Below are 21,361 nucleotides of genomic sequence, written 5' to 3' on the forward strand. Positions count from 1 at the left end.
TTAATTTAATTGCCTTTTATTGTTACCAAATTGTTATCTATTATCTTTTAAAAATGTAGGTCAAACCCTATGCGAAATGTTATTGGGCCTTTTTCATTTTCAATTGTATTATAACTTAAATCACTTTGTACTTTTAGTTTATGACCTACAATATATTTTGAAACGCCAAAAGTATATTGATTTTGATTTTGTTTCTCAGTTATACTGTCAAAACTTAAAGTAGTAAAGCGTCCAGCTACTTCATAATTGTTTTTAAAAAGATAGCCGGCTTGAAAATTTAAAGCGTCTCCAACTAAAACAACATCGTTGGTTGGGTTTCCTTCTTTATCTAAAGCAGGTGAGCCATCAGTTTCTGTAGCAACGGGATCGTCAGCATTTCTATTTGAATATTCACCCATAAAAGAGAAGCCTTTGTATTTAAACATCGCATCAACAAATACAGTTGAGATATCTGTCTCGTAAAAACCTGTGCTGGTCTGCATATAGCTTCCTTGGTTACTTCTTGTCTTTACAGCATTATCATTATAATCATAGGTAACACCTATCATTAATTTTGGGGTTTGTTCGCGTTTTAAATCACTCTGCACATACTCAGAACCTCCAGTAAAAGCACCGAAAGGTAAAAGCTCTAGCCTTCCTGTATATTGGTGGCCTCCAAGATTACCTGAAGTAATATTTCTTCCTTCACCTTGTGAAAGCGCAAACTTTTCACGTAGAATAATTTTTTCTGAAAGTTTAGTACGGTGTCGTAATTGAATACCTAAATCCCGGTCTATATTAAATCTTCTGTTTAACAAGGATCGGTCAATCAATTGCATATTGGCAGATGATACCACCCGCTCTATGTTACCAGGAAGTTTGGTTTGTCCTGCCCATAATTCGAAATTTTCATAAAAATTCCACATAAGTACGGCATCCAAAATATACCGTGGGGCATTGCTGGTAAATTGGTTCTCTCCAGATAGATCTCGGTTGGAAAGACCAAGTTCTATTTTATATTTTAGTTTTGGGGAATAAGCGAAACCATCAAACTTTAGCCGAGCTCTTCTAATTAAAAAATTTTGATCTGGCTTTGTATACTGGACTCCATTATGATCCCAAGTAGAAAGTGCCCTAAACTGAATGCGAGGGGCAAATTTAACACTCCATGAACTATCTTTAGCAACTATGTTTAGGAGCCCTTTGCCAAACGAAGTGTTAGTTGTATCTTGAGCACTTCCCTTTAAAATAAAGGAAAATAATGCTAGAAACACTATTAAATAGTGTAGCCTCATATAAAATCGTTTTTAAGTTTTTGTCGCTGCAAAGAACTTACTTCCGTGTTAAGTTAACGTTTCCTGAATATTATTTCTATATAATAATACAGTTATTTGTTAACAAGAAACATATAAAAAAGCTGCCTGATCAGGGCAGCTCATACACTTAAAAAATCCAGTCGACAAAAACTTTAACGATTTTAGATAGGTGTAAAAATTGTCTATAGACTTTACAAATTAAGGGATTTAATGTAGTGTAGTTATCATGGTAAGATTACTAAATTATTAATTTGCTGAGATTTCTAATGTTAAGTTTTTATATATAAATAACTGATAATAAGGTTTATAAAATTTTAATGTAAATTTAATGTTAAGTAAACATTTAATTAATGTAAAATATGTTGTATATTTGGTATATAGATATTAAAAAAGAATATTATGAAAAATATAATCACACTTCTAGCTTTAGTAGCCATAGTAGCAATAGGTACAGCTCAAGAAAAAAATAATAAAGATAAGTATGTACTTACTGGATTGGATGGTAATGTTGTTGAGGCAACTTTGTATCACGATAATGGTGTAGTGGCACAAACAGGCTTTTATACCTTAGATAATAAATTACAAGGTAAATGGGTAAGTTATGACACGAATGGAAATAAAACAGCTATTGCAGAATATGACAAAGGAAAAAAAGTAGGATCTTGGGTTTTCTTTCAAGGTGAGACCATAAAAGAAGTTACTTATATGAATTCTAAAATTGCAAAAGTGAATACTTTTAAAAAGGATAACACTCAGATTGTTTCCAACTAGAGTTTAAACAATAAAATAAGAAAGCCCGACAGTTTAAACTTGTCGGGCTTTTTTTAGTAACTTATTTATTATTCTAAAACCGAATACTATAAGAAAGGCTAATTTCTTGTCCGGGGTTCCACTTAGAATAAATTTGATCTTCTCCACCAAAAGATTGATAAACACTTTCTACGTCGTCATCTAATAAATTTTCAAATTGTAAACTAATTGTAGAATTTTTGTTTTCACCAAATGTCTTTGAAATATTCAACTTAACATTATGGAAGGGTAGCGTAAATACATCGGCTACATCACCTGCACCTACAATTTGTAATGTTTTACCTTGCGTATTATAAAACAATCCACCTTGCCAGCCAGTGTCGTCGTTGTTATAATTAAGTCCAACATTAATTAAGTAAGGAGATTGACCTTGAAGTTGGCGTGTATCGTCTAGTGTTTCGCCTTCTCTAAGGTTATCAAGTCTTCCTTCCCTTTCATCGTCACTGTAGTCCTGTTGTGATTCTATTAATGAAAAATTGGCGTTGAATGAGAGGTCCTGCAACCCATCAATAAAACCAAGGTTTTTTCTAACCTCAATTTCTCCTCCAAAAACATTAGCGTCTCCAAGGTTTAAAGGGGTGTACTGTCCATACGCTCTTCTAATAAAGGAAAGTTCAATTGGATCATTAAATGATTTATAAAAACCACTTAATGCGAAGAAATCACTGTTTTCGCCGTATTTTTCAAACCGCAAATCAAAGTTATTGATATAACTAGGCTGTAGATCAATGTTACCAATAAAAGTGGTGCTACTAATAGGATCGAAAATTTCAGCTAATGATGCTTCTTTAAATGAAGGTCTTGCGGTAGTACGTGCGTATGAAGCTCGTATTTTTTCATTGCCATCTTCATCAAGGTCAAAGATTAAATTTGCTGAAGGGAAAAAGTCGGACTTATCTAAAATAGTAGCATCAACTAATTCAGTTCCATTTTGGTTTTCTCCAGTGTAGATTAAATCGAATTTTTCAAAACGAACTCCTAAAATAGCATTAAACCAACTGGTAACTTTAAACTCTTCTGAAAGATATCCTGCAGCAACAGATACCTCAGAATCATATGAATCTGAGTCGTTAGAGTCATCTCTAATATAAAAACCACTATTTGTAGTTGGATTATATACATTCTCATCATCAAGAATTAAATTAGGATTTCCGCCTAACGAAGCCGATGGAAAGTTTAAGAATGGGATTGCAAATTTAACTACTTCAAAATCACGTTGCTTATACGTATAAGCACCACCAAATTTTACTTTAGCGTCGTAACCAAATAGGGTGTGTTTTTTTTCAATATCTAATTTTCCAGCTAAATTTATTTCTTCTAAGTTTCTATAAAACCTTGAAGGTAGACCAGACTCACTAGGTTCGATTGTGAAAACTTCTTCGCCAGTTTGTGAGTTAGTAGACACTCTAAAAGGTGTTACTCTAAAATCTTTATCGTCAATTCGGGCTATAGTAGGAGATAACTTCCATTCAATAGTCCAATTATTTTCACTTCCCAAAGAGTGTTTTCCGCTTAATAAACCATTGGTTATAGCTCTTTCAGTGTAAATTAAATTATCTTTCTTTACATTATTGCTGCTTATAATAAAGTTACTTTGTCTAAAGATTGATGCTTCAGATTCTCCATTTTGAATGTGAAGTACATTAAATCTATATTTAGATTTTTCAGTTTTGAAAGACAATCCAGCTAAACCACTAATTAATACATTGTTGTTACCTACGTCTCCATTTTGGGTTCTATCGGCAAGTAGTTCAAAGTTAGATTTATCAGTTTCATCTTTTCTGTATATCTGGCCATCAACATATTCATCATAGTATTTAGTTTCATTTTTGTAAGACAATGAAGCTAAAAACCCAAGTTTGTTATCACCAATTTCATATTGATTACCAGCTGTGGCTGATAATTTAAAATCCATCAAACTTTGTTCACGTTGTGCAGCTAAGGTTGGGTTAAAACGTTGTGTTATAACTTGTGCAACCTCACCGTTTTGTTGTGGTAATGGCACATCTTGATTAGGAACCAATGGGTTATCTCTCAAGCCATCATCAAAACCTAAAAAGTCGGTGTTACTTTTATCAGATACTAAATAATTATCCTGAAAGTGGAAATCTGAATTATAACTTGCTCCTATAGATAAACTATATTCTTCTCGGCTTGGGATGTCTTTTGTTACAATATCAACAACACCACCAGTAAAGTCTGCAGGTTGATCTGCTGTAGCAGATTTAACAACTAAAATATTTTCTAGTATTTGGGTAGGGAAAATGTCAAGTTGTAATGTATTTCTGTCTGGGTCAAGACCTGGAACATCTACTCCGTTTAAAATAGATTTTGTGTACCGGTCGCCAAGCCCTCTTACATACACAAATTTTCCACCTTGAATAGAAACACCTGGTACATTTTTAACAGCATTTGCTACACTACTAGCCCCTGTTTTTTTAATACTTTCAAGAGATAGACCATCCATTAAATTAACTGAATTTTTCTGTAAGCTAAGAACAGCTGCTTCAGTGTTTTTTCGGGCAGTTGTAGTAATTATTACCTCGTCTAATTGACCAGCACTTGCTTGTAGCGTTACATTAACAGCTGTAGATTCGTTTTCAGAAATAATAATATCTGTTATTTCTTTAGTTTGATATCCAACAAACGAAAAAACCAATGTATAGGTACCTGGCTTTAAATCTAATGTGTATTTTCCTTCAAAGTCTGATGTAGTTCCTGTTTGAGTTCCTTTAACTACAACATTTGCAAATGGAAGGACATCGTTGTACTCTCCATCATTTATGGTGCCGTTTACAGAACCTGTTTGACTAAAGGCTAATTGTGTTAAAAAAAGTAATAATACTAGTAACGTATTTTTCATAACTATTATTTATAAAACTTGCCCGCTTTGTTTAAAGCGAGCAAGTTGGCTAATTATATGAGAACAAAAATTTAATCAATCGAATTAAAGTGCTCCTTTAGAGCTTGCGAATGTCCAAGAGAATACAGACATATTAGCACCACCACTAGTTCCTTGTGAGGTCCAATTAGCAGCTCTTTCGCTAAAAGAAGGGTTTAAAATTATTAAGTCTTCAAATACATCATTTTCATCATTTTCATCATCACAGTTTTCAATACAACCTCCTTTTTCAACGAATATAGTATTGTCAGCTCCATTAAGTATCCAATTTTGGAATACTATTTTTCCATCTAAAAAGTTTTGAGAAACTACGTTGTTGTCTAATTCTACATCTGAAGAGGATTTAAATCCTGTTGCGTAAACGTTACGTACAGTTCCCATTGCATTATCTCTAAAATCTGCGTACTCACCATTTTCGGTTGTAGTGTTTCCAATTAAAGTAAGACCGTCAATAGTAAAGCTACCTTCTAATGAACCTGCAGGACCGTCAATTTCAAGACCGTGGTCAGAAATATCGCCCATAACTACTGCGGCATTAGATATAGTACCTGAGTAAGCTTCGTCAATATCAAGACCATCATCTCCTTGTGCCCAAACCAATAGGTTAGAAGAGTTTACTGAACCTCCAAACCATTCGATACCGTCATCAACATTCCCTACAACTTCAATGTTTGAAACTGTTGTTCCTGTACCTACACCACCTAAAGTAAGACCGTTAATTTCATTTCCTTCACCAATTAAAGCTCCACCGTGACGGATAGAAATGTAGTTAAGCGTTCCTGAATCATCAGAATCATCGTTACCACCATATAATCCATTTCTGTCACTAGCAGGAATTCCTTCAATTTGGTTTTCTGTAGCATCACCAGATAGAGATGCTCTAGCATTTCCTAAAACAATAACTCCACCCCAAAGGCCACGATCACTTTCGCTTAGATTAGTTCCAGCAACTTGTCCTAATTCAATATTATCAGTTACAGAAGTAAATATTATAGGATTGTTAGCTGATCCGTTAGCTTCAATATTTGCATTTCTTGCAATAATTAAAACAGAAGCATTTGAATCTTGACCAGTTTCGGCTTTAATTATAGTTCCTGGCTCAATTGTTAAAGTTGCTTCGTTAGTTACAGTAACACGACCGTCTAAAGTCCATATTACATCGTTAGTTAATGTGAAATCTTCAGTAATTTGGCCTGTAAGTACAGAGTTTACAGGAGTTGGATCATCATCTACTGCGATTGGATCATTATCATCACTGCTACAGCCAACAAATAATATTGTTGCTGTAATCGTTATACAAGAAAGAAAGAATTTTTTCATTTTTTAATCTATTTTTTAGTTTTATTTAGTGCCACAAAGAAACTCACATACTGTAAAGCTGGTGTTAACTAGTCATTACTAATTTGTCATAAGAAAGTTATCTTAATGTTAATTGCTTAACATTGCCTTTTCACTTTGCACGGTGTGGTCAAAATAGTATCTTGCAAGTAAAATTCAGTGTTATGATGCAATGGGAAAAACTACTCTCGCTTAAACGACAAGGCGATACCAATAAGCGACTACGGATAGAACAAGACGAAACTCGTTTAGGTTTTGAAGTAGATTATGATCGTGTTATCTTTTCTTCTGCCTTTAGGAGCTTACAGGATAAAACCCAAGTTATTCCGCTTTCTCAAACATCGTTTGTGCACACGCGTTTAACCCATAGCTTAGAAGTTTCTGTGGTTGGGCGATCATTAGGGAGGCAAGTAGGGAAGGCTATTCTTGAAAAACACCCACAACTTAAAAAAACACATGGATATCAGTTTAACGATTTTGGTGCTATTGTAGCAGCAGCAGCGTTAGCACACGATATTGGTAACCCGCCTTTTGGTCATAGTGGTGAAAAAGCGATTGGTGATTATTTTTTAAATGGAAAAGGAAAGCGTTTCAAAGAAAAGTTAACCCCAAAAGAATATCAAGATTTGGTAGATTTTGAAGGAAATGCCAATGGTTTTAAAATATTGACTGAATCCAAAAATGGAGTCGATGGTGGGCTACGTCTATCATACGCAACTTTAGGTGCTTTTACAAAATACCCTAAAGAATCTCTTCCCAAAAAACCTACTAACCATATAGCAGATAAAAAGTACGGTGTATTTCAATCTGAAAAAGATTCTTTTAAAGAAGTAGCTGAAGAATTAGGGTTACTAAAACGTGGTGAAGATAATGATATGAGCTATTACCGTCACCCCTTAGCGTATTTGGTGGAAGCGGCCGATGACATTTGTTATACCATCATAGATTTTGAAGACGGTATTAACCTTGGTTTGATAGAAGAGGAATTTGCGTTAGAATATCTAATCAACTTAGTAAAAAATACCATCAACACTGAAAAGTATCATAATTTAAAGCAAAGTTCTGACCGGTTGGCGTATTTACGTTCTTTGGCAATCAATACGTTGATAACCGAGGCAGTTGAGGTTTTTTTAGAACACGAAGAAGAAATTTTAAAAGGCGAATTTTCCCAAGCTTTGTTGGATAAAAGCCGGTATCAAGCACAGATAAATGATATTATTAAAATTAGTATCGAAAAAGTATACCAGAGCAAAGAGGTGGTGGAAAAAGAAATAGCAGGCTATAAAGTGTTGGAAACCTTAATAGACACCTTTACAACCTCCGTTGAACGTGTAGTTAACGGTGAAGAAAGACATTACGACCGCTTGATTTTGAAAAATTTTAACGACACTATATCTGAAAAAGAATCACTTTATAAAACTATTTTAGCCGCTTGTCATTATGTGTCAAGATTAACGGATGGGAAGTCGTTACAGCTTTTTGACAGAGTACGTGGAAATTTTAAGTAGATAGTGTTTATAAAGCTACAACCAATGTAAACAGAAATAATCATCTTAGTAATGGATAAAGAAAACCCACAACAAAAAGAACAGCCCAATAACCCGATGCATGGGGTGAAACTGAAGACATTATTAGAGGTATTGGTGGAACATTATGGTTGGGAAGGATTAGCAAAGAAGATTAACATCAATTGTTTTAAAAATGATCCTTCCATTAAATCGAGCCTCACGTTTTTAAGAAAAACACCCTGGGCAAGAGATAAAGTGGAACAATTGTATCTTGATTTAGTAAAAAGGAGTAAATAAAATAAGCCAGACTTTGCACATCCAAACGGTTACCACAATTAAATTATAATCCAAAAACATTGAAAACAAAATTATACTTTTTGATTCTTTTTTGCTTCACTTTGTTTAGTTGCGGGATAAAAAATGACGACCGATTTATTTTCTTTCTTCACAATCGATTTTTAGAAGAACACGAATTGCATGAATTGCATCCTGAATTCGGGCGGACTGAGTACAACGAAATTATTGCCGAGTTTGAACAAAGTGGATTAAGGGTTATTAGTGAAAAAAGAAATGGAAATGTAAATGCGAGAGAATATGCAGTTGGGATTGTCGCTCAAATTGACAGTTTAATAAAAACAGGAATTGAACCTAAAAAAATTACAGTTGCTGGAACTTCAAAAGGGGGATATATCGCTCAATACGTTTCAACCTTGGCAAATAATCCTGATTTAAATTTTGTCTTTATTGCAAGTTTTAGGGATAGCGACATCGATACTATACCTGAAATTAATTATTGCGGGAATATTTTAAACATTTATGAAAAGTCTGATTCGTTTGGAGTTTCTGCATTAGAGAGGAAAAATACTTCCACTTGCCAAATCACACATTACAAAGAAATTGAGTTGAATACAGGAATGGGACACGGATTTTTATTTAAACCTTTAAAAGAGTGGATTGAACCAACGATAAATTGGGCAAAAGGATATTACGATGCGAAATAAAAACTATGGGCCTGTTTCCTATGAAAAGTACTACTATACTTTTTTGAAGATTAATCTCTTTTTTACAACTCATTCAGGAACCTTTTTATAAAAAACTCAAAATAGTTTCTTTTATTTTTCCCTCAGAAATCCCTGCTTCATGTTTCAATTCATCAACCGTTCCATGTTGGGGAAAGTAATCTGGGATTCCTAACATTTTGATAGTTCCTTGATATTCTTTTTCTGAAGCATATTCTAACACAGCACTTCCAAATCCTCCTTTTATTACACCATCTTCTACGGTGATGATAGTTTGGTGTTTTTTGAAAATAGCGTTCAACAATTCAGTGTCTAATGGTTTTACAAAGCGCATATCATACACGGCAACTTTTTCTTTTTCTGATATACGTTCAATGGCATTCAAAACTGTTTCAGACATTGTACCAATAGTCAAGATAGCAATTGCATAACCTTTTTGTAGGGAAACTCCTTTTCCTATTTCAATTTCAGAAAATGGTTTTTTCCAATCTTTTATGGAGCCTCTTCCACGTGGATACCGAATGGCAATTGGGTTTTTAAGTCCTAATTGAGCTGTATAAAGGATGTTCCGTAGTTCAATTTCATTTCTAGGAGCAAAAATGATGAGGTTAGGAATGCATCGTAAAAAAGCAAGATCGAAAATACCATGGTGTGTGGCGCCGTCCTCACCTACAATACCAGCTCTATCCAAACAGAATATCACGGGCATATTTTGTAAACAAACATCGTGAATCACTTGATCATAAGCACGTTGTAAAAATGTTGAATAAATATTACAGAAAACGGTCAGACCTTGTGTAGCAAGACCAGCAGAGAGCGTAACAGCGTGTTGTTCGGCTATACCTACATCAAAAGCACGTTCTGGGAAGGTTTCCATAAAGTATTTTAGCGAACTTCCTGTTGGCATAGCAGGGGTAATACCTACTATTTTTTTATTTTCTTTAGCTAGTTCCACGATTGTTTCACCAAAAACATCTTGAAATTTAGGAGGAAGTCCATTGCTATCTTTTGGCAATAAATCGCCTGTGAGCGCATCAAACTTTCCTGGGGCGTGATATGTTACTTGGTTCTCTTCAGCTTGCCGAAGTCCTTTTCCTTTTTTGGTGATGACGTGCATTAATTTAGGACCGGGAACATGTTTTAGACGCTCTAATTCCGAAGTTAATTCTTCTAAATTATGACCATCAATAGGGCCAGAATAGTTGAAGTTTAAGGCTTCGAAAATATTGTCTGTGTCTGGCGCTCCATCTAAGGTGACCTTTGTTAGATAGTCTTTAAGCGCACCAACACTAGGATCGATTCCGATAGCGTTGTCATTCAGAATAACCAAGATATTGGTGTTGGCAATTCCTGCATGATTTAAGGCTTCAAAAGCCATTCCGCTAGCTATAGAAGCATCGCCTACTACCGCAATATGCTGTTTATGTGTTTCTCCCTTAATTCGTGAGGCAATTGCCATTCCCAGCGCCGCTGAAATTGAGGTGCTACTGTGCCCCACGCCAAACGCATCATAGTTGCTTTCACCTATTTTAGGAAACCCAGAAATTCCATTGAGCTTTCTATTTGTGTGGAAACTATCTTTTCTTCCAGTCAAAATTTTATGTCCATATGCTTGATGTCCCACATCCCATACCAAAATATCTTCAGGTGTATTAAAAACGTAATGTAGCGCAATAGTTAATTCTATTACACCAAGACTAGCTCCTAAATGACCTTCTTTGGTTGCTACGATATTAATAATGAAGTCACGCAGTTCTTTCGCAACTTGCGGTAATTTTTCCTTTGAAACCTTCCGAAGGTCCTCAGGAAATTGAATGTTATCTAATATCTTTTTTGACACGTAACAAAGATACATTTTGATATTGTACTTTTGAATATTCTATAAAAGATACTCATGGATTTATTAGAACCGTACGACGACACCTATTTTATGAAACGCGCTCTTATGGAAGCCGAGGCTGCTTTTGAAAAGGATGAAATACCTATTGGAGCAGTAATTGTTGTAAACAACCAGATAATTGCTCGCGCACATAACCTTACTGAAACGCTAAACGATGTTACTGCGCATGCAGAAATGCAAGCAATTACCGCAGCTGCAAATTATTTAGGAGGGAAGTATTTAAAAGATTGCACGCTATATGTAACCATTGAACCCTGCCAAATGTGTGCGGGAGGCTTGTATTGGAGTCAAATTGATAAAATTGTATATGGAGCAAGAGATGAGCAGCGTGGGTGTATTAATATGAACACAAAACTACATCCTAAAACCAAAATGAGCGGCGGTGTTTTGAAAGAAGAAGCTTCACAATTACTTAAAAAATTCTTTATTGAAAAACGGAATATGAACTAATAAAAAACCCTTCACAAAGTGAAGGGTTTACTAAAATCTGTAAAAGTATATCACTTATTCGTGAATAACGCGCACTTGACCTGCGGTCATTCCTTTTCTTCCTTCTTCTTCAACATATTCTACTTTGTCACCTTCGTTAAGGGCTTCGCCGTTAAGACCGGTAACGTGTACAAAAATGTCTTTTCCGGTTTCATCATTTGTGATAAATCCGTAACCTTTAGATTCGTTAAAAAACTTTACTGTTCCTTCCATTGTAATAAAAAAATAAATTAATAATAACTCAAAGGTACTATTAATTTAGGCTGAAACGTTAAAAAAATGCAAAAAAAGTCAAAAAAGCGTGTAGTTTACATTTTTTTATCTTTTCCTTCTTTTCTCATTTTATCAAGGTTTTCTTTGGTTAGCATATAGTCTTTAAAATTTCTTTTTCGCCACCTATGGTAGATAAAAAGAGGCATCCAGACAAAAAATAAACCAACTATGGAAAGTCCAATACAAAGCTCTCCCGTACTGTAATCTTCTGGGCGGATGTAAAACCCATAACTTCCACAGCCAACAATTGCTATAAATACTATAATTAAAACAGACCTCATAAATGTTTTGTTAGTTTCCTGAAAAATCAATTAATTTTCTACGATAAGCTGTAAGCAATTTGGATTTTGAAATAAAGCCGTAATATTTTCCCTTATTAATTACAGGTAAATTCCACGCGCCACTGGCTTCAAACTTTTTCATTATTTCTTGCATGGTATCTTCTTTGTAAAAAATTAATGAGGGCGCACTTTCCATTAAATCTTTTGCCGTAATCTTATCATATAACTTTTGATCGAACATGATTTTACGAAGATCATTCAGTAAAATGATTCCTAAAAAAGTATTGTCTTTATCTACTACTGGGTAAATATTCCTGTTTGATTTTGCGACTGCGTGATCCAAAATTTCGCGTAGCTTCATCTCTGGCGTAATACTTATAAAGTTTTGTTCTATAACTTTATCAAGTTCCATTAAAAGCAATGCATTTTTATCTCGATTATAGGTTAACAAAGAATCTCTTTTTGCAAGTTCGTGGGTGTAAATGGTATGTTCCATTCCTTTTTTGGTGATCATATACGATATAGCAACGGTAATCATTAAAGGTACAAAAAGCTCATAACCTCCAGTAATTTCAGCAATCAAGAAAATAGCGGTCAAGGGAGCATTTATTACCCCAGCTATTAAACCTGCCATACCAATTAGTGTGAAATTTGTTTCTGAAACATAAAAATCCAGGCCAATGTTATTAATCACTTTGGCAATTACGTTTCCTAAAGCACTCCCCATAACCATAGTAGGAATAATTACTCCTCCTACACCACCAGCAGCGAATGTAGTTGTCATGGCGATTGCTTTGAAAACTGTAATTCCGAATAACAATGCAATAACAATCCAAATATTATCAGTGGCATCACCAAATGGAGTGTTCCCTAGAGCGTGCAGATGATTTCCCTCTAATAAATCTGTGATAAAACTTAAACCCTCACCATATAAGGGTGGGATAAAATAAAGCATAGTACCAATGGCGAGCCCTCCTACCAAAAGCTTTAAAAAACGTGATTTTATATGATCGAAAAAACCATATATGGCAAAATATATTTTTGTGAAATAGATAGATGCAAGCCCGGTTCCGATACCTAATAGTATATAAAATAGCGTGTCTTTAATAACAAATTTATCTGATGCTTGTATGTTGAAAAGCAATTCATCTCCCAAAAAAAAGTAAGATGTTAAAACTGACGAGATAGATGCTATCAGTAACGGTAACAAGGAAGCAAAAGTTAAGTCTAAACTAAAAACTTCTACCGCAAAAACAATAGCTGCAATAGGCGATTTAAACATAGACGCCATTACACCCGAGGTTGCACAGGCAATTAATAATGTTCTAGTTTTTTTATCGACGTGCAATATCCTGCCCAAATTTGAACTTATTGCCGAACCAGATGTAATTGCAGGGCCTAATAACCCCACCGAACCACCAAACCCAACTGTTAACGGTGCCATAATTAAAGGTTGGTATATTAAGCGATACGATAACAATCCTTTTTGACGCAATAAAGAATAAAGCAATGAAGGGATGGAACGTTTAATAAATGAAGGGACAGAGGGTTTCAACTCTTTTACTAAAACGTATTTCTTCAGCAGATATACTAGTAACAGCCCTACAAAAGGTAAAACAAAATATATATGGTTTTCAGTAATTATAAGAGCGTGCTCAAAAAAAGACTGAATTGTAAAGGTTATATTTTTTAATGATAATGATACAATACCTGCTAATAAGCCTACTAAAGCACTTAAAACAAGTACAAAGTTTTTTTGGGAAATATGTTTATATCTCCACTTTAAAAATTTGGACAGAAACGTTTTAGACTCTGGCATTGTATAAAGATATAAATAAAGAGTTGGTATATACTTGTTATTGTTTTTTAGCTATAAGTATAGAGTACAAAAAAGTATTTTAAATCACGACTATTTACGTAGTTAGTTTTTCAATTCATTTAGTAATTCTGTAAAATTTTCTGAGTACAGTTGACGTAGGGTTTCAACATAATGTCTATTGTTATGACTACCTGTATTATAATCCTCAATAGCATTATTTGTTAAAGCTAATGCTTCTTCGTTTTTACCTCTAGCTTTTAAAATATGCGCCTTGTAATATTTTGCATCGGCAGAGCGATTATTGTTATAAAGCAATACTTTATCAAAATCTGCTAGTGCTTTTTCAACGTCATTGCTTTCGTAATATGCAATGCCTCTGTATAAAAAAGCAGTTGGTTCTACCCAATCTTCACCATATTTTTCGGTTTCTGTATGAATGTTTTTATTAAAATATTTAATAGAATTTTCGTGATCTTTTAACCCTAAATAGGCAATACCACGCCAATAATCTACACTGTGACCTTGGGGTGCATCAATAAAATTCGGTGTTAAGGTGTCACTTGCGTTAAAATCTGCAATGGCTTTTTTATAATCTCGGTAAAACCATAAATAGTTATACCCTCGATAGGGTTGCCAAATAACAGGGTCGCAGGCAACAGCCTTGTCTATTTGTAGCTTCCATTTATCGGGCATTCCTCTTTTTAAATAAGCGATTGAAAGTTCACGAACAGCATCACAATTATTGGGGTCAATTTCAATAGCTTTTTCTATACGGGTCATACTTTTAGGTGAACCTTGAAAAAGATGACTTCCACCTTCAAATACCTTTTTGGAAAGTGCTGTGCGTTCTTCTTTGGAAAGTATTGAGTAATCATCACTATTAGCGCACGAAAACAATAATACAACACAAAATAAACTAAGGTAATATTTCAAGTAGTTCCCCATTTTCAATTTTATAAAGCACATACATATAGTGATTGTAAGCGTTGCCGTCTTCATCTTTCATATATCCTACTTGCCAATTTTCTTTTCTAACGGTCAGTTTTAATAGTTGCTGAACCATATCGTCATTCATAGTAATAGGTTGCATTTCTTGGTTTAACTCTGAAACAGCTACATTTCCAGTTTCTCCATTACAATTTATATGAAAACGGAATATTAAAAAACCACTATCGGTATAAGAATCATTTGTATAATGCTCTTGAATATAGTTTCTAAAAGCATACTTACCTCCTTTATATATTTTAGGCTGCGAACTAGAATGAATTCCTGCAATTCCAATGTCACAAAGTTTAAAATTTTCAGTTAATAAAGCCTTTTCAGGATTTATATAGCCAATATGATTTGAGTATTTTTCTTCATCAACAGGAAATTTACCATAGTATTTGTAATAGACATAGCCGACTAAAACACCACCTATAACAACAAGTGACCCAATTATAATTGCTAAAACCTTAAAGGTCTTTTTCCAATTCATCTTACGGTTTAAGCGTGATCGCTAAATTAAGTTCTTTAAGCTGTTCTTTGTCAATTGCTGCAGGAGCATCTATCATAACATCGCGTCCAGCATTGTTTTTAGGGAAAGCAATAAAATCTCGGATGGTTTCTTGACCACCTAAAATAGCGACTAATCTGTCTAAGCCAAAAGCAAGGCCACCGTGTGGAGGTGCTCCGTATTGAAATGCGTCCATTAAAAAGCCAAATTGAGCTTTTGCTTCTTCAGGTGTAAAGCCTAAATAATCAAACATTTTTGACTGTGTTTCTTTATCGTGAATACGAATAGAACCACCGCCAATTTCATTTCCATTAAGGACCAAATCGTAGGCGTTGGCTTTTACAGCACCTGGGTTGGTGTTTAGTAATTCCATTTGGCCGGGTTTTGGAGACGTGAAGGGGTGGTGCATCGCGTGGTAACGCTCTGTTTCTTCATCCCATTCTAGTAATGGAAAATCGATAACCCATAAAGGGGCAAACTCATCGGCCTTTCTTAGCTCTAAACGTTCTGCCATTTCCATGCGCAGAGCACTTAATTGCGAACGCGTTTTATTAGTTTCACCAGAGAGTACACAGATTAAATCGCCTGCTTTGGCTCCTGTAGTCTCAGCCCATTTGGCTAAGTCGTCTTGGTCGTAAAATTTATCTACGGAAGATTTATAACTTCCGTCGTCATTACAACGCACGTAAACCATTCCTAAAGCACCTACTTGTGGTCGCTTTACCCAATCTATTAATTTATCAATTTCCTTTCGAGAATAACTGTTTCCGCCGGGAACGGCAATTCCGGCGACTAATTCAGCTGTATTAAACACCTTAAAATCTTTATGTTGCACTACTGTGTTTAACTCTCCAAACTCCATCCCAAAACGGATATCAGGTTTGTCATTTCCGTATCGTTGCATGGCTTCATCATAAGTCATTCTTGGGAAATCGCCAATTTCAACATTGTTAATTTTTTTCAGCAAATGGCGTGTTAACCCTTCAAAAATATTTAAGATATCTTCTTGTTCTACGAAAGCCATTTCGCAGTCAATTTGAGTAAACTCTGGTTGGCGATCGGCACGAAGATCTTCATCACGAAAACACTTTACTATTTGGAAATATTTATCCATTCCGCCAACCATAAGCAATTGCTTAAAGGTTTGTGGTGATTGTGGCAAGGCGTAGAATTGACCTTCATTCATTCGGCTAGGCACGACAAAATCGCGAGCGCCTTCAGGTGTTGATTTAATAAGGTAGGGTGTTTCAACCTCAACAAAATCTTTTTCCGAAAGATAATTTCGCACCGCCATAGTTACTTTATGACGAAAAACCAGATTGTTGCGTACTGGATTTCGGCGAATGTCGAGGTAGCGATACTTCATACGTAAATCCTCTCCGCCATCGGTTTTGTCTTCAATGGTAAAAGGGGGTGTTAGTGAGGTGTTTAAAACAGAAATTTCAGAAACTAATATTTCCACATCGCCAGTTGGCATATTTGGATTTTTAGATTCACGCTCAATTACGGTTCCAGTAACTTGGATAACAAACTCTCTTCCTACTTTTGAAGCTTTGTCCATCACTTTTTTAGGAGTTCGTTCTTCATCAAATATTAGTTGGGTAATTCCATATCGATCTCTCAAATCTACCCAGACCATAAACCCTTTATCCCGAATTTTTTGAACCCAACCTGATAGGGTTACTTCGGTATTAATATTTTTAGCTCTTAACTCGCCGTTGTTGTGCGTTCTATACATGTTCAGAAAATTGAATTGCAAATTTAATAAGATAAAGAAACTTGAGAAGATTTATCTAAGAATATTTAAAATCATTGTTGACGGTTAATAATAATGTGTATAAATAACTAAGTTAATGATAATTTGTTAATAAATGTTTAGTAAATTCGAGGTATTAACAATAAAACACATAATTATGAAACAAAACAACTTTAGTCACAGGTACCTCCTGTTCTTAATTTTACTATTACCGTTTTTTGCCTTTTCGCAAACAACTTTAACGGGAACAGTGATTGGTGAAGCAGGAGAAACCGTCCCCTTTGTCAATGTAATTGAAAAAGGGACAAGTAATGGAACAACGACTGATGTAGATGGTAAATTTACCATTGATGTTGGTGAAGTGCCGGTAGTTTTAGTCTTTTCTTCTCTAGGTTTTGAAAGCCAAGAATTTCGGGCTATTAATAGAAATCCTATAAATATAACGTTAGGAGAATCTGCTCAGGCATTAGAAGAAGTAGTTGTAACCGGTTTAGCAACATCGGTTAAACGAACAAATTCTGCAAATGCCGTAGCATCACTTTCCGCAGAGCAAATTACAGGAACAACGCCTCCGCCAACATTAGATGGAGCTTTATATGGTAAATTTCCTGGTGCTGTTGTAAATGCAAACTCAGGTGCTCCTGGAGGAGGGCTTTCTGTTAAATTAAGAGGAGCAACTTCCATTCAGGGAAATACACAGCCTCTTTATATTATTGATGGGGTGTATGTAGATAACTCTTCCATAGCAGCAGGGTTAAATACTGTTTCTGCCGCCTCTGCGGGTGGTAGTGCTTCCAATCAAGATAACCCAACCAATCGTATTGCGGATATAAACCCAGAAGATATTGCTAATATTGAAATATTAAAAGGAGCTTCAGCAGCTGCAATTTATGGATCGCGAGCTGCCGCAGGGGTAGTTATTATTACCACTAAAAGAGGTAAGGCTGGTGAAACAAAATTTAGGTTTTCACAAACAACTGGTTGGAGTGAAGCTATTAACTTGCTAGGGGTTCGTGATTATACTGAAGAACGCGTTCTAGAAAGTTTTGGAGAGGCAGACCTTATAGCATACAGAGCTGCACGAGATGCTGGAAGATTAGTTGACTATGAAGATGAAATTTTTGGTGAAAAAGGTATTATCAGTATTACCAATTTTAATATGAGCGGTGGTAGTGAAAAAACTAAATTTTTTGCTGGTGTAACTCATAATAATGAAAAAGGAATTGTATTAAATACTGGATATGAAAAAACATCATTACGGTTAAATTTAGACCATAATCCAGAGGACTTTTTGAAATTTACATTGAGTTCTAATTATATCTACTCCTCATCCGACCGTGGATTTTTTAATAACGATAACTCAGGAACAACAATTGGTATTGCTTTAACTAGAACGAGACCTTGGGATCAATTATTTCCAAATGAAGATGGTATTTACCCAGATCATCCCAACAACGGATCCAATCCTTTGCAAACCCGTGATTTGGTTACAAATAGAGAGACAGTAAACCGTCTTATAATGGGGGGTACCGCAAACTTAGATATTTATAGGGCTGATAATTCTAACCTAGAATTAATCCTTAGAGGGGGTATTGACTTTTATGGTCAACAAAGTAGAGCTATATTCCCAAAGGAGTTACAATTTCAGAAACTATCTAACGGAGGGTTAAATGGAGTTTCAGCTCAGGGTGATACTCAAAATAAAAACTATAACCTTTCTGCTTTTTTAGTACATAACTACTTTACAGATAGTGATATTAATTTTAGAACTCAGTTTGGTTTAACAAGAGAATATTTTAATCAAAACACAGAGCTTATAACAGCTACTGGTTTGGTTGCTTCAGAAACCAATGTGGATCAAGCAGCAAATACAGGTGTAAACCAGACAAGACTGTTGCAGGAAGACTCTGGTTTTTTTGCGCAAGAAGAGGTTAATTTTAAAGATATGTTTATTGCAACCGTGGGTGTTCGTGGTGATAAGTCGTCTAATAATGGAGATGCAAACGAGCTATTTTATTACCCAAAAGCATCGTTAGCTGTTAATTTAAATGAGTTTGATTTTTGGAATGAAGGATCTGCTTGGAATCAACTTAAACTACGCGCAGCGTATGGAGAAGCAGGTAACTTTCCGCCTTTTGGTGCGTTGTTTACATCTTATAATGCCTTTACTACAGATGGTATATTAGGAATAAGCCTTATTGGTGTAAGAGGAGATGCTAATTTAAAATCGGAACGTCAAAAAGAATTGGAATTTGGTACCGATATTGGATTTTTTAATGGCCGAGTTAATCTATCTGCCACGTATTATATTAAAACAATAGATGACCTTATCTTACAAGCCAACTTAGAGCCGACTACAGGTTTTACTAGCCAATTTGTTAATGCAGGTAGCTTAGAGAATAAAGGTATTGAAATAGGTTTGAACACAACTCCTATACTAACAGATGATATACAATGGAACTTAGGTATCAACTTCTTTAAAAACCAATCTGAAGTTACTCAACTAGATGTTCCTGCGTTTAATACTGGAGCGTTTGGCCCAAGTTTAGGTTCTTTTAGAATTGAAGAAGGACAAAGTGCTACACAAATAGTAGGGGCTTACCCTGAAGGATTACGGGTAATTGGTGATGCAGAACCTGATTTTCAAATGGGTTTCAACAGTGATTTAAAATATAAAGACCTTCAATTTACTATGCTATGGCAATGGAAAAACGGAGGGGATAACGTAAACCTTACTACTTTATTAACTGACCTTAACAGAACGAGTCATGATTATGACGATTTTGGAGCAGATCCATCTGGCGAATTACCAAATGGTGAGTATAGACCAGGTGCACCACCAGAAGTACACGTTGAGGATGCTAGTTATGTGCGTTTACGTGAAGTAGGGTTGTACTATACCTTACAAAGCGAAGTTTTGGCGGGAATTCTAAACGGAAGTATAGATAGTATAAAGTTTGGTGTATCTGGTACCAATGTGCTTAACTTTTTCGATTACAATAGTTATGATCCTGAAGTATCAAACTTTGGTGGAGGCTCCATTTTTACAGGAGTTGATGTATTGCCTTTCCCATCGTCAAAAAGATTCTTATTTAATGTATCGGTTAACTTTTAAAAATAAAAATGATGAAAAAATATATATTTAAAATATTATTTTTCACTTCGATAGTCGCAACCCTCGGTTCGTGCGAAGTAGAAGAATTTAATGATCTAAACAATGCGGAAGTAGATGTTTTTGAAGAAAACCTCACCCGTGGAGATTTACAGGATCTCGTTGGAGGTATTTTGTACAGTTCTAGGGTTCGTTTAGGAACTTATTATGACGATTGTGGTGTTATTGGTCGTGAATACTATCGTTTCTCAGGTTCTGAGCCTCGATTTACAGGAGATTTATTAGGACGTGAAGGTCTTATCCTGGACAACAATACCTTTTATATAACAGGTCCTTGGGGGGCTCGGTATAGAACGGTTAAAAATGCTAATTTAATTATTGGATTTATTGAAGGGCAAGATCTTTCGGCACTATTTACAAGTGCTGAATTATCGGGGACAAAAGGGTTTCTAAAAACCTTTATTGCTTATGAACTGTTGTTAAATTTAAATCTTACCTATGATAATGGAATCCGGCTTGATGTAGATGATGAAAATAACCTTGGGCCTTTTGTGTCTAGGTCTGCTGCGTTAACTGGAATTAGAGTTTTATTAGAAGAAGGCGCCAACGATTTGGCAAATGGAGGAGCAGAATTCCCGTATATTTTATCTTCAGGGTTTGATGGGTTTGATACGCCAAGTAGCTTTTTACAAGTGAATAAAGCTATTTCAGCAAGAGTAGCTGCTTATCAAGGAGATTATCCGGCAGTGTTATCATTTTTAGATGATTCATTTTTATCATTGGACGGTTCGACTTTAAACACGGGAATTTTTTATAACTTTTCTTTAAATCAAACCGATATTATAAATCCATTGTTTCAAGCAATTGACGGTTTATCCTCAGCAAATGCACGAGTTGCTCAGCCCTCTTTTGTAACAGACGCAGAAGTCGATGACAATAGGTTAGAGAAGGTAGTAGAACTTGACGAGCCTTTAAGTCAAGATGATTTAGAAGGAAATTTTGCACTTTTTAGATATGAGACTAATATATCTGATATTCCAATTATTAGAAATGAGGAATTAATTTTATTGTATGCTGAAGCCAATATAAATATTAACTCAACTGAAACTGTAAATGCACTTAACATTATTAGATCAAGTGCAGAATTGGATCCATATACAGGACCTACAGATTCAGCTTCGTTAACAGATGAAATGTTAACCCAGAGAAGGTATTCGTTATTTGCTGAAGGACATCGCTGGATTGACATGAGAAGATTTGGGAGATTAGATGAACTTCCAACAGATAGACCAGAAGATGATGTGTTTTCTCAGTTTCCAATTCCATTAACAGAGAATCAGTAATAGAAAGTTATTTTCTAACTA

17 protein-coding genes are annotated in these 21,361 nt (G+C 35.1%); 7 read left to right on the forward strand and 10 right to left on the reverse strand.

All coding sequences use genetic code 11. The features are described from left to right. Positions 1 to 47: 47 nt before the first annotated feature. Positions 48 to 1,274: a porin gene (locus DZ858_RS05475; RefSeq protein WP_117158520.1), complete on the reverse strand. Its 1,227-nt coding sequence runs from the start codon at positions 1,272 to 1,274 to the stop codon at positions 48 to 50. A gap of 420 nt (positions 1,275 to 1,694) precedes the next feature. On the opposite strand from DZ858_RS05475, the gene DZ858_RS05480 reads away from it, so the two are divergent. Further along, on the forward strand, positions 1,695 to 2,066 hold the full coding sequence (locus DZ858_RS05480; RefSeq protein WP_117158522.1) for a toxin-antitoxin system YwqK family antitoxin: 372 nt from the start codon (positions 1,695 to 1,697) through the stop codon (positions 2,064 to 2,066). A gap of 73 nt (positions 2,067 to 2,139) precedes the next feature. Here DZ858_RS05480 and DZ858_RS05485 read toward each other — a convergent pair whose 3' ends face one another. Together DZ858_RS05485 and DZ858_RS05490 are read right to left on the reverse strand one after the other, a co-directional pair. Then, the gene (locus DZ858_RS05485; protein WP_117158524.1) at positions 2,140 to 4,968 is read right to left on the reverse strand and encodes a TonB-dependent receptor; all 2,829 of its coding nucleotides are present in this window, start codon (positions 4,966 to 4,968) and stop codon (positions 2,140 to 2,142) included. Positions 4,969 to 5,052: 84 nt separating this feature from the next. Beyond that, positions 5,053 to 6,327, reverse strand: a complete 1,275-nt coding sequence (locus DZ858_RS05490; protein ID WP_117158526.1) for a hypothetical protein — start codon at positions 6,325 to 6,327, stop codon at positions 5,053 to 5,055. Positions 6,328 to 6,512: 185 nt separating this feature from the next. On the opposite strand from DZ858_RS05490, the gene DZ858_RS05495 reads away from it, so the two are divergent. From DZ858_RS05495 to DZ858_RS05505, 3 genes are all read left to right on the forward strand, one after another. Continuing rightward, positions 6,513 to 7,853, forward strand: a complete 1,341-nt coding sequence (locus DZ858_RS05495; protein WP_117159529.1) for a deoxyguanosinetriphosphate triphosphohydrolase — start codon at positions 6,513 to 6,515, stop codon at positions 7,851 to 7,853. Positions 7,854 to 7,904: 51 nt separating this feature from the next. Then, entirely contained in the window at positions 7,905 to 8,150 is a 246-nt protein-coding gene (locus DZ858_RS05500) for a VF530 family protein (RefSeq protein WP_117158528.1), read from the forward strand. Positions 8,151 to 8,230: 80 nt separating this feature from the next. Beyond that, the gene (locus tag DZ858_RS05505) at positions 8,231 to 8,854 is read left to right on the forward strand and encodes an alpha/beta hydrolase (protein ID WP_239990722.1); all 624 of its coding nucleotides are present in this window, start codon (positions 8,231 to 8,233) and stop codon (positions 8,852 to 8,854) included. Between the two features lie 85 nt (positions 8,855 to 8,939). Here the strand turns inward: DZ858_RS05505 and dxs are convergent, their stop codons facing one another. Continuing rightward, the gene (gene dxs / locus DZ858_RS05510) at positions 8,940 to 10,727 is read right to left on the reverse strand and encodes a 1-deoxy-D-xylulose-5-phosphate synthase (RefSeq protein WP_117158531.1); all 1,788 of its coding nucleotides are present in this window, start codon (positions 10,725 to 10,727) and stop codon (positions 8,940 to 8,942) included. 39 nt (positions 10,728 to 10,766) lie between these two features. On the opposite strand from dxs, the gene DZ858_RS05515 reads away from it, so the two are divergent. Then, the gene (locus tag DZ858_RS05515) at positions 10,767 to 11,222 is read left to right on the forward strand and encodes a nucleoside deaminase (protein WP_117158532.1); all 456 of its coding nucleotides are present in this window, start codon (positions 10,767 to 10,769) and stop codon (positions 11,220 to 11,222) included. Positions 11,223 to 11,276: 54 nt separating this feature from the next. Here the strand turns inward: DZ858_RS05515 and DZ858_RS05520 are convergent, their stop codons facing one another. From DZ858_RS05520 to aspS, 6 genes are all read right to left on the reverse strand, one after another. Next, complete coding sequence (locus DZ858_RS05520; protein ID WP_117158534.1) at positions 11,277 to 11,474, reverse strand: cold-shock protein; 198 nt, start codon at positions 11,472 to 11,474, stop codon at positions 11,277 to 11,279. A gap of 95 nt (positions 11,475 to 11,569) precedes the next feature. Beyond that, entirely contained in the window at positions 11,570 to 11,815 is a 246-nt protein-coding gene (locus tag DZ858_RS05525) for a hypothetical protein (protein WP_117158536.1), read from the reverse strand. 10 nt (positions 11,816 to 11,825) lie between these two features. Next, positions 11,826 to 13,634, reverse strand: coding sequence for a chloride channel protein (locus DZ858_RS05530; RefSeq protein ID WP_117158538.1), 1,809 nt, complete (start codon positions 13,632 to 13,634; stop codon positions 11,826 to 11,828). Between the two features lie 102 nt (positions 13,635 to 13,736). Further along, complete coding sequence (locus DZ858_RS05535) at positions 13,737 to 14,567, reverse strand: tetratricopeptide repeat protein (protein ID WP_239990723.1); 831 nt, start codon at positions 14,565 to 14,567, stop codon at positions 13,737 to 13,739. Beyond that, positions 14,551 to 15,111, reverse strand: coding sequence for a hypothetical protein (locus DZ858_RS05540; RefSeq protein ID WP_117158541.1), 561 nt, complete (start codon positions 15,109 to 15,111; stop codon positions 14,551 to 14,553). Before DZ858_RS05540 ends, DZ858_RS05535 begins: the two co-directional genes overlap by 17 nt. A gap of 1 nt (position 15,112) precedes the next feature. Then, positions 15,113 to 16,867: an aspartate--tRNA ligase gene (gene aspS, locus DZ858_RS05545; RefSeq protein WP_117158543.1), complete on the reverse strand. Its 1,755-nt coding sequence runs from the start codon at positions 16,865 to 16,867 to the stop codon at positions 15,113 to 15,115. 175 nt (positions 16,868 to 17,042) lie between these two features. On the opposite strand from aspS, the gene DZ858_RS05550 reads away from it, so the two are divergent. Together DZ858_RS05550 and DZ858_RS05555 are read left to right on the forward strand one after the other, a co-directional pair. Beyond that, on the forward strand, positions 17,043 to 20,000 hold the full coding sequence (locus DZ858_RS05550) for a SusC/RagA family TonB-linked outer membrane protein (RefSeq protein ID WP_117159530.1): 2,958 nt from the start codon (positions 17,043 to 17,045) through the stop codon (positions 19,998 to 20,000). 11 nt (positions 20,001 to 20,011) lie between these two features. Further along, positions 20,012 to 21,340, forward strand: coding sequence for a RagB/SusD family nutrient uptake outer membrane protein (locus DZ858_RS05555; RefSeq protein WP_239990724.1), 1,329 nt, complete (start codon positions 20,012 to 20,014; stop codon positions 21,338 to 21,340). Positions 21,341 to 21,361: the final 21 nt, after the last annotated feature.

The sequence above is a fragment of the Marixanthomonas ophiurae genome, assembly GCF_003413745.1.
Lineage (GTDB): Bacteria > Bacteroidota > Bacteroidia > Flavobacteriales > Flavobacteriaceae > Marixanthomonas > Marixanthomonas ophiurae.